Raw genomic sequence first — 8,757 nt, forward strand, 5'->3', positions numbered from 1 at the left:
AGCGGGAAAACCGCGCCCATTGGCTCAACGAGGAAATGGAGGTCCTGACCTCGCGCGAAACCTATGATCCGCACCCCGAGGACGCCTGGAAGCGGTTGAAGATGCGGCTGCGCAAACCGCAGGAACTGGCGATCGTGCAGGGCGTGGCGGCGTGGCGCGAGCGCGAGGCGCGCGAACGTGACGTGCCGCGCGGCCGCGTTCTGAAAGACGACGCGATCTACGAGGTGGCGCAGCAGGCGCCGCGCGACGCGGCAGCCCTCGGCAAGCTGCGCACGACGCCGAAGGGCTGGGAGCGCTCGTCGACGGCAACGGCGCTGCTTGGCGCGGTCAACACCGCGCTTGCCTTGCCCAAGGAAGAGATGCCGAAACTGCCAAAGAGTTTCCAGCCGCCCGAGGGCTCGAGCGCCGCGGCGGAACTGTTGAAGGTGCTGCTGCGGATCGTTGCCGAAAAGGAGGGCGTCGCTTCCAAGGTGCTGGCCTCCAGCGACGACATCGACCGTATCGCCGCCGAGGGCGAGGAAGCCGACGTACCGGCGCTGCAAGGCTGGCGGCGCGCGGTGTTCGGCGAGGCCGCGCTCAAGCTGGTACGCGGCGAGATCGGCATCAAGTTCGACAAGCGCAAGATCGCGGTGTTCGACCTTTAGGCGAACGGACTTCCCTTCTCCCCTGTGGGAGAAGGCAGAAGCGCTCTGCTCAGACCGCGCCGAGCAGGTGCAGCGCGAACCAGATCCATCCCAGCAGGAGAATCACCGCACTGACGAAGAATGACCGGCTGCGCAGCAGCAGATTGTTGCTGGTCAGGTGAATCCAGGCATGGAAATAGCGGGACGCGACGAAAATCCACATCAGCGACAAGGTCAGATAGTTGACGCCGTTGGTCAGGTGCAGCGTCAGGCACAGCACGTAAAACAGCACCGGCAGTTCGAACTGGTTGGTGAGATTGGCGGCAACGGTGACGCTGGAGGCCGGTTCGGCCGAACGCACCTTGAACTGACCGGCCTTCGCCTCGCCTGACCTTATTGCGCCGTATCTGCGACGACCCAGGACGCAGTAGACGATGTAGATCAGCAGCACATGCGCGAGAACGGGCCAGAAGATCGTGGTCTGGTTCATCAAGTGCCCCCTGCCCGGTTGGGCTTCGCGTGCGGCATCAGGCCTGGCGTTTCTGGCCCGCCAGCCAGAAGGCCGCGATGACGATCACCGGTATGGCGAAAAGCGCGAATTTGGTGACGGTGAGCGCCGAGGCGAAAGACAGCGAGTCCGGGTTGGCCGACAGGAAATCGGACAGAAGCCGCGCCACCGCAAAGTTCTGAACGTAATGTGCAAGCGTGTAGGGAAGCACCAGGACCAACGCGAAAATCGACTGCAGCTGCGCCGGCAGCACGCGGAAAGCCTTCAATCGCCGGCCGGTGGCCAGGATGAGGCTGACCAGCGTGACCGACAGCAGCGCCGGGAACAACAGGTCGAAGGTCAGATAGTGCCAGACGAGAATGATCTCGCCGCCGCGCCGGCCGAGCGCTGTCAGCCAGGCCATGCCTTCGTCCGGCGTAAACCCTAAAATGCGCATGTCGAGCGACGGCAAGCCGCCGCTCAACTGGCGGAAATAGAAGAATTCCAAAGCCGTCATGGCGATGAAAACCACCGCCGACAGGAAACAGAGCGCGCCTGCGTGGCGAGACAGCCGCAGGATCGTTGCCGTCAGGTTCCGCCCGAGCCCGTACTGGTCAGGCTCCACCGGGATAGTTCGGGCTTTCGCGGGTAATCGTGACGTCATGGGCGTGGCTTTCACGAAGTCCGGCATTGGATATGCGCACAAAGGTGGCGCGCTCGCGGAAATCGGCAAGGTCGCGGCCACCAACATAACCCATAGCGGCTTTCAAGCCGCCCGCAAGCTGGTGCAGCACGCCAGACACAGGTCCCTTGTAGGGAACCTGCCCCTCGATGCCTTCAGGGACCAATTTCAGCGTGTCGCGCACCTCGGCCTGGAAGTAGCGATCGGCGGAGCCGCGGGCCATGGCGCCGACCGAGCCCATGCCGCGATACGCCTTGAAGGAGCGGCCCTGGTGCAGATAGACCTCGCCCGGGCTTTCGTCGGTCCCGGCCAGCAGCGAGCCGATCATGGCCGCACTTGCGCCGGCGGCGAGCGCCTTGGCCAGATCGCCGGAATATTTGATGCCGCCATCGGCGATCACCGAGACGCCGGATTTGTGCGCCGTCTCGACCGCCGACATGATCGCCGAGAGCTGCGGCACGCCGACGCCGGCGACGATGCGGGTGGTGCAGATGGAGCCCGGACCGATGCCGACCTTGACGGCGTCGGCACCGGCGTCGATCAGCGCCTGCGTGCCCGCGGCGGTGGCGACGTTGCCGGCCAGGATGCGAACCGAGTTGGAGAGTTTCTTGGCGCGCGTCACCGCGTCGAGCACGCGTTGCGAGTGGCCATGCGCGGTGTCGATCACCAGAAGGTCGACGCCGGCATCGATGAGACGTTCGGCGCGTTCATAGCCGTCATCGCCGACGCTGGTGGCCGCGGCGGCGCGCAAGCGGCCCTGTGCGTCCTTGCTGGCGTGCGGGTTGAGCTGCGACTTCTCGATGTCCTTGACGGTGATCAATCCGACGCAGTTGCCCTGCCTGTCGACGACAACCAGCTTTTCGATGCGGTGCTGATGCAGAAGCCGCTTGGCCTCGTCCTGGTCGACGTTCTCCTTGACCGTGATCAGGTTGTCACGGGTCATCAGCTCATGGACCTTCTGCGCCGGATCGGAGGCAAAGCGCACGTCGCGATTGGTCAGGATGCCGATCAGCCGCCCGACCTTGTGGCCGCCAGTGCCACCATTCTCGACCACCGGAATGCCCGAGATCGAATAGCTGCGCATCAGGCCCAGCGCGTCGGCGAGCGTCGCGTCGGGGCCGATGGTGACAGGATTGACCACCATGCCGGATTCGAATTTCTTGACCTGCCGCACCTGCTCGGCCTGTTCGGCCGGCGAGAAATTGCGGTGGATGACGCCAATGCCGCCGGCTTGGGCCATGGCGATGGCGAGCCTGGCCTCGGTGACGGTGTCCATCGCCGCCGAGAGGATCGGCACGTTGAGGTCGATGTCGCCGGCGATGCGGGTGCGGACATCGGTCTCGCCGGGCATGACCTCGGAATGGCCGGGCTGCAGCAGCACGTCGTCAAAGGTCAGCGCCAATGCGCCAGTGGACGTTTCGATGATTTTTGCCATGGCCAGTCCCTTGAATATAAAACGCGGTGGGGGAATACAAAAAAGCGCTGGACCGGAATGGACAGCGCCGACTCGTTTCTTCCCTTTCAGGATTGGCGCTGGCTGGTACCACGTCCAAGCGCCAATGAAAAGCCGATCGTCTCGGTGTTTCGCGTTCTATCCAGAAGACTCCCCCAAGAGAGCATTGAGCAGAACGTGACGCGGCGATGCGAAAGGGCTGACGACAGTTACCCCACCCCATGTGAAGCCATCTTGCAGGTCTTCCGAAAGGAGCATCCGACAACCGGTTTGGGAAGCGGTGGACAGAATGACCGCGTCCCAAATGCTGAAGTGGTGGTCCGTAGCCAGATCAGCCGCCATCATCATTACGTCTTGCACTGTCGCGGCAACTGGAAACGCGTCGCGCCAGCCCAGAAGGGCATCCCGGGCTTCTACAGGCGGTCTTCCGGCCTTGCGGACGAGAACGTTGTACAGCTCACCAAGGACCTGAACAGGAATAACAGCAGCCTCTTGCGGTAGGTTGCGCAGCAGTTCAAGAACAATATCGCGCTTCTCGGCACCGTTGACCCCTTCCGCGCAGGCAAGGACATTGGTGTCGAGCGCAACCTTCATCGCTCGTCCTCGTAGAGCTCGCCACGGGTCCAGCGCCCGACATCCAAAACAGGCTGGCGCTCGAGGCGCGACAACAACGCTACGCGCGAGCGGGAAGCCACACCCTGCTGTCGATCGGCGGGCACTATTCGCGCGACCGGGCGTCCGTGACTGGTCACGACGTAGCTCTGTCCTTCGCGAACACCGCGCAGGATGAGAGAGAACTTGCGGTTGGCATCGGCTGCCGAAACGGCTTCTTCCATGACAAAGTCCATATAGTAGTTATATACACTACAATAATGTGACACATCGCCATTCGCAAGCTATTCTTTGCTGCTTGGCCAGCGCCTGGAGACGGAACGAGAAGACCTTGGCCGTCCCGGCAGTTCTGATTTAGGCACGGCGGCAGGCCAAGCGAACTGCCTGTCTCCCCGCAGTCGCACAAAAGTGACAGCAAATTAATGCGACATCAGAGCCGGCCCATGATAACCGCCCTGCATGTTGGCTTGCCTCCCGGTCAACCGTAAAAGAATCAAGTCGGACGCGTTTTGTGAACCGCACCATCCCGCTCATCCTGGCGGTCGCCCTTTTCATGGAAAACATGGATTCGACCGTCATTGCGACATCGCTGCCGGCGATCGCCGTCGACATCCACACCAGTCCGATCGCGCTCAAGCTGGCGCTGACCGCCTATCTCGTCTCGCTGGCGATCTTTATTCCGATCAGCGGCTGGATGGCAGACCGTTTCGGCGCCAAGAATATCTTTCGTGCCGCGATCGCGGTCTTCATCGTCGGCTCAATAGCCTGTGCGCTCTCCGGTTCGCTGCCAGCTTTTGTGGTCTCCCGCTTTCTGCAAGGCATTGGGGGCGCCATGATGACGCCGGTCGGGCGGCTGGTGCTGGTGCGCGCGACACCGAAAAGCGAACTCGTCGCGGCGATGTCCTGGCTGACCGTTCCGGCGCTGGTCGGGCCGCTGGTCGGACCGCCGGTCGGTGGCTTCATCACCACCTATTTCACCTGGCATTGGATTTTCCTGATCAATGTGCCGATCGGCGTGGTCGGCATCTGGCTGGCAACACGTTTCCTGCCGGAGACCGAACCCGCGCAGACCCCGCCACTTGATTTCATCGGCTTCGTGCTGAGCGGGCTGGCGGCATCCGGGGTGGTGTTTGGCCTGTCGGTGGTCAGCTTGCCCTATCTGCCGCCAATCGTCGGTGTCACCACCGTAACGGTCGGCCTCGTGTCGGGGGCGCTCTATCTGCTGCACGCGCGGCGCGCCAAAAACCCGCTGCTGGCGCTCGAACTGTTCCGCAACCAGGTGTTCCGCTCCTCGGTGCTTGGCGGCGGACTGTTCCGCATCGGCATTGGTGCTGTGCCGTTCCTGCTGCCGCTGATGTTCCAGATCGGTTTTGGGCTGACGCCGTTCCAGTCCGGCATGATCACCTTCGTCTCTGCAATCGGCGCCATCGGCATGAAATTCGTCACCGCGCTGATCTTCCGCGTCGCCGGCTTCCGCCGCGTGCTGGTTGTCGGTTCGCTGGTCGCCGCCGCCTCGATCGCCATCAACGGCCTGTTCACACCCGACACACCTTATCTCTTGATGCTGGCCATGCTGCTCGTCGGCGGCTTCATCCGATCGATGTTCTTCACTGGCGTCAATGCGCTCGCCTATGCCGAGGTTTCGGCTGAAGACACCAGCAAGGCGACGCCGATTACAGCGGTGTTCCAGCAGTTGTCGGTCGCGCTCGGCGTGGCGCTGGCCGGCGGAATCCTGGAAGTATCGACGTCAATCCATGGCGGCCCGCTGTCGCTGGACGACTTCCACATTGCCTTCTTCATCGTTGCAGCGGTCTCGGCGGCGGCATCGCTATCCTTCGTCCGGCTGGCACCCGATGCCGGCAACGCCATCTCCGGTCACGGCCGGCTGACAACACCCAAGACGCTGGAAACGGTGAGCCCACCCGGCAACTGATGGCAGCTACGCTTCGGCCTCGCCTTCTGGACGGCCCGATTCGCCCGACGGCGGACCGGCGGTGCCCTGTCAGTCGTCGGCGTCCCCCGGCCCTTCGCTATGGCTCCGGGCGCTCGAGGCCTTCGGAACGTCCACTGGACGTTCCGATCCGCCTGACGGCGGACCGGCCTCTCGCCCCTTGAAGTCCTTGGCCAGCAAATAGAGCTCGACCGATTCATCCCGCGACGCCGGCGGCTTGACGTGATGGACGGAGCGGAAGTTCTTCTTGAGCATCGAGAGCAGCTCGTTTTCGGCGCCGCCCTGGAAGGTCTTGGCGAGGAAATGCCCACCCGGCTTCAGCACCGACAGCGCAAAATCGGCCGCCACCTCGCACAGATGCATGGTGCGGATATGGTCGGTCCGCTTGTGGCCGGTGGTCGGTGCCGCCATGTCGGACAACACGATGTCCGGATCCCCACCCAGCGCCTCGGCCAGCTTCTGCGGCGCCAGCGGATCGAGGAAATCCATCAGCAGCACCGGGGCGCCTGGCACGGCGTCCATTTCCAGATAGTCGATGCCGATGACATGCGGCTTGTCGGCCGTCGATTTCGTCCGCGCGGCGGCGACCTGGCACCAGCCGCCGGGGGCGGCGCCGAGATCGATCACCTTCATGCCGGGTTTCAGGAGATGATGCTTGTCGTCGATCTCGATCAGCTTGTAGGCCGCGCGCGAGCGATAGCCGTCAGCCTTGGAGCGCTGGACATAGGGATCGTTGATGTGGCGCTGCAGCCAGCGGCGCGACGATTCCTTCAGCCCGCTCTTCTTCTTGATCCGCGTCTTCAGCACACGAATGCTGGCTGATCCTGGTTTTTCCGGTTTCTTGGTCATTGCTTATTTCTTCGGTTCGGGCTCACGCTCTGCCACGCCCATCGTTGCGCCAGACGCCATCATCGGCCATCAGTTCGCTCAAAATACCTTCGCGCAGGCCACGATCGGCGACTCGCAGCCGCTCGGACGGCCACACGGCGCGGATCGCCTCGAGGATAGCACAGCCGGCCAGCACCAGATCGGCGCGATCGGCACCGATGCAAGGGTTGGCGCAGCGCTGCTGGAAATCCCAGCCAACCAGTCTTTCGACCATGCGATCGACGCTGTCGCGGTCCATCCACAGCCCATCGACACGGCGGCGATCGTAGCGCTCGAGCTCAAGGTGGACACCGGCCAGCGTCGTCACGGTTCCGGACGTGCCCAGCAGATGGAAATTCGGACTGGCCTTGAGATGGCTCAGCCGATCGCGACCGTCGAAGCTGGCCAGCCGGCCGGCAACGTCGTCGACCATGGCGGCGAAGATCTCGCGCGTCACCGTGCGGCCGCCAAAGCGCTCGGCCAGCGAGACGACGCCGACCGGCAGCGACGTCCACGACACGATATGATTGGCCAGCCTTGGCGAACGGCGGCCAGCGAGATCGATGAGCGCGATTTCCGACGAACCACCGCCAATATCGAACAGGACGACGCCTTGGGTGTCGCGCTCGACCAGCGAGCCGCAGCCGGACACCGCCAGCCGCGCTTCGGTCTGGCGGTCGATGATCTCAAGCTTCAGGCCCGCCTCGCGTTCCACGCGGTCGATGAACTCGACGCCGTTTTCGGCCGTGCGGCAGGCCTCGGTGGCGATCAGCCGGGCTTTTCTGATCTTGCGGTTGCGCAATTTGTCGCCGCAGATTTTCAGCGCCTCGACCGCGCGGTCCATCGCCGGCTGGCCGAGCCGGCCATTGGCGGTGAGCCCCTCGCCCAGCCGGACGATGCGCGAAAAAGCGTCGATGACGCGGAACTGGCCATGCCGCGTCGGCACGGCCACCAGCAGCCGGCAATTGTTGGTGCCAAGGTCAAGCGCCGCAAACACCGGAAGCTCCTGGACCGGCGGCCGACGGGCGCTCTGTTCCGGCCGTGGCACCACAGCGACGGGCGAGGCCACCGATTCCGACGGTCTGTGGGCCTCCGCCGCCGGGACACCGGTCTCGCCCGGCGCCGGCGATCGATTCTCCGTGGGACGTGTCTCGTCGCGCGCAAAAACCTTGCGCCCGCGCCTTCGCTTGCGCCGCTTCTTGGGCTTGCCTTTGTGGGGTGCGTCGCCCGCCTGCCCGTCCGCGGAGCGGAGCTCCGTCGGGCGGCGTTGCTGCCAGCTTGCATTCCCCGGGCCAGCCGACCGCCGGGAAGCGCTGGACACGCCCACCTCCGGCGCGCCGGCGCCGGTGTCGTGGTCTTCCACTGTCGTTCCTTCCGGCGCCGCGCGAACCTATGATGGACGCAGCAGGCGCTTCAGTGTTTTAAGTTGCCGCCAGACTAACAGCGCCGCGCCCGATCACCAAGAGCCGCGTGCCGAATTTTGCCGGCAGGCCGCAAACCGCCGTTCCGGGGCGGCCGCGTAATGAACCCGCACGCCGCAGTTGCCGGCGCTACGCCTGCCGGCACCTCTTTCGGCCGCTCACTGCGGCAAATCTAGCCGGCCGACGCTGCGACAAGGGTTCGCGGTTGAATAGCCGGCTTCGATGAGGCATTTCTGAAATGAGCGGAAGAATCCGGCAAAGCCGGCCTCCCACCAGCCACGAAAAGGAAGCGGACCCGCAACGCATGGCAGTCAGGCAATGAACTGGAGACGCTATTTCTGGCCGGTTGTGGGCATCGCCGCCGTGATCTTCTCGCTGCTGCTGCTCTGGCACGAATTGCGCGGCGTTTCGCTCGACGACGTCTGGGACGGTATCACCGCCATTCCGACCCGGGGCTGGATCCTTGCCGCGCTGAGTTCGATCATCGCCTATGCCTCGCTTGCCGGCTACGACCACATCGCGCTCCTGCATATCGGCAAGCGCGTGTCGTGGCTGTTCGTCACGCTGTGCTCCTTCACCACCTATGCGCTGTCGCACAACATTGGCGGCTCGGTGTTTTCCGGCGCCGTCATCCGCTACCGCGCCTATGGTACCCGAGGCC

Annotated in this window: 10 protein-coding genes; 3 read left to right on the forward strand and 7 right to left on the reverse strand. The window is 64.0% G+C overall.

The annotated features are described in order from the left end of the window. On the forward strand, nucleotides 1–644 hold a 644-nt coding region (locus tag EN984_RS12820), incomplete at its 5' end, for an HRDC domain-containing protein (protein ID WP_206517425.1). 49 nt (nucleotides 645–693) lie between these two features. Here the strand turns inward: EN984_RS12820 and EN984_RS12825 are convergent. The 5 genes from EN984_RS12825 to EN984_RS12845 form a co-directional block, all read right to left on the reverse strand. Further along, nucleotides 694–1,113, reverse strand: a complete 420-nt coding sequence (locus EN984_RS12825; RefSeq protein ID WP_127269489.1) for an MAPEG family protein — start codon at nucleotides 1,111–1,113, stop codon at nucleotides 694–696. 37 nt (nucleotides 1,114–1,150) lie between these two features. Continuing rightward, a complete protein-coding gene (locus EN984_RS12830) occupies nucleotides 1,151–1,774 on the reverse strand; it encodes a hypothetical protein (RefSeq protein WP_127269488.1) in 624 nt (207 codons plus the stop codon). After that, a complete protein-coding gene (gene guaB / locus EN984_RS12835; protein WP_127269487.1) occupies nucleotides 1,725–3,227 on the reverse strand; it encodes an IMP dehydrogenase in 1,503 nt (500 codons plus the stop codon). The genes EN984_RS12830 and guaB overlap by 50 nt, the downstream gene beginning before the upstream one ends. 156 nt (nucleotides 3,228–3,383) lie before the next feature. Continuing rightward, nucleotides 3,384–3,839 carry a PIN domain-containing protein gene (locus EN984_RS12840; RefSeq protein WP_127269486.1) on the reverse strand — a complete coding sequence of 152 codons (456 nt, stop codon included), beginning with the start codon at nucleotides 3,837–3,839 and terminating at the stop codon, nucleotides 3,384–3,386. Next, entirely contained in the window at nucleotides 3,836–4,081 is a 246-nt protein-coding gene (locus EN984_RS12845; RefSeq protein WP_127269485.1) for a type II toxin-antitoxin system prevent-host-death family antitoxin, read from the reverse strand. Before EN984_RS12845 ends, EN984_RS12840 begins: the two co-directional genes overlap by 4 nt. Before the next feature lie 287 nt (nucleotides 4,082–4,368). Here EN984_RS12845 and EN984_RS12850 point away from each other — a divergent pair, with 287 nt between their 5' ends. Further along, the gene (locus tag EN984_RS12850; RefSeq protein ID WP_127272687.1) at nucleotides 4,369–5,790 is read left to right on the forward strand and encodes an MFS transporter; all 1,422 of its coding nucleotides are present in this window, start codon (nucleotides 4,369–4,371) and stop codon (nucleotides 5,788–5,790) included. Nucleotides 5,791–5,859: 69 nt separating this feature from the next. On the opposite strand, the gene EN984_RS12855 is transcribed toward EN984_RS12850, so the two are convergent. Then, nucleotides 5,860–6,657 (reverse strand): RlmE family RNA methyltransferase, encoded by a 798-nt coding sequence (locus tag EN984_RS12855; RefSeq protein ID WP_127272688.1) that lies wholly within the window; start codon nucleotides 6,655–6,657, stop codon nucleotides 5,860–5,862. Between the two features lie 22 nt (nucleotides 6,658–6,679). Beyond that, nucleotides 6,680–8,038 carry a Ppx/GppA phosphatase family protein gene (locus EN984_RS12860; protein WP_127272689.1) on the reverse strand — a complete coding sequence of 453 codons (1,359 nt, stop codon included), beginning with the start codon at nucleotides 8,036–8,038 and terminating at the stop codon, nucleotides 6,680–6,682. Nucleotides 8,039–8,414: 376 nt separating this feature from the next. On the opposite strand from EN984_RS12860, the gene EN984_RS12865 reads away from it, so the two are divergent. Continuing rightward, on the forward strand, nucleotides 8,415–8,757 hold a 343-nt coding region (locus EN984_RS12865; protein ID WP_164765456.1), incomplete at its 3' end, for a YbhN family protein.

The organism is Mesorhizobium sp. M7A.F.Ca.CA.004.12.1.1 (genome assembly GCF_003997835.1).
Classification (GTDB): domain Bacteria; phylum Pseudomonadota; class Alphaproteobacteria; order Rhizobiales; family Rhizobiaceae; genus Mesorhizobium.

Coding starts and splice junctions, on each gene's coding strand:
- EN984_RS12825 (WP_127269489.1), bottom strand. CDS start 1,113: ATGAACCAGACCACGATCTTCTGGCCCGTTCTCGCGCATGTGCTGCTG.
- EN984_RS12830 (WP_127269488.1), bottom strand. CDS start 1,774: ATGACGTCACGATTACCCGCGAAAGCCCGAACTATCCCGGTGGAGCCT.
- guaB (WP_127269487.1), bottom strand. CDS start 3,227: ATGGCAAAAATCATCGAAACGTCCACTGGCGCATTGGCGCTGACCTTT.
- EN984_RS12840 (WP_127269486.1), bottom strand. CDS start 3,839: ATGAAGGTTGCGCTCGACACCAATGTCCTTGCCTGCGCGGAAGGGGTC.
- EN984_RS12845 (WP_127269485.1), bottom strand. CDS start 4,081: ATGGAAGAAGCCGTTTCGGCAGCCGATGCCAACCGCAAGTTCTCTCTC.
- EN984_RS12855 (WP_127272688.1), bottom strand. CDS start 6,657: ATGACCAAGAAACCGGAAAAACCAGGATCAGCCAGCATTCGTGTGCTG.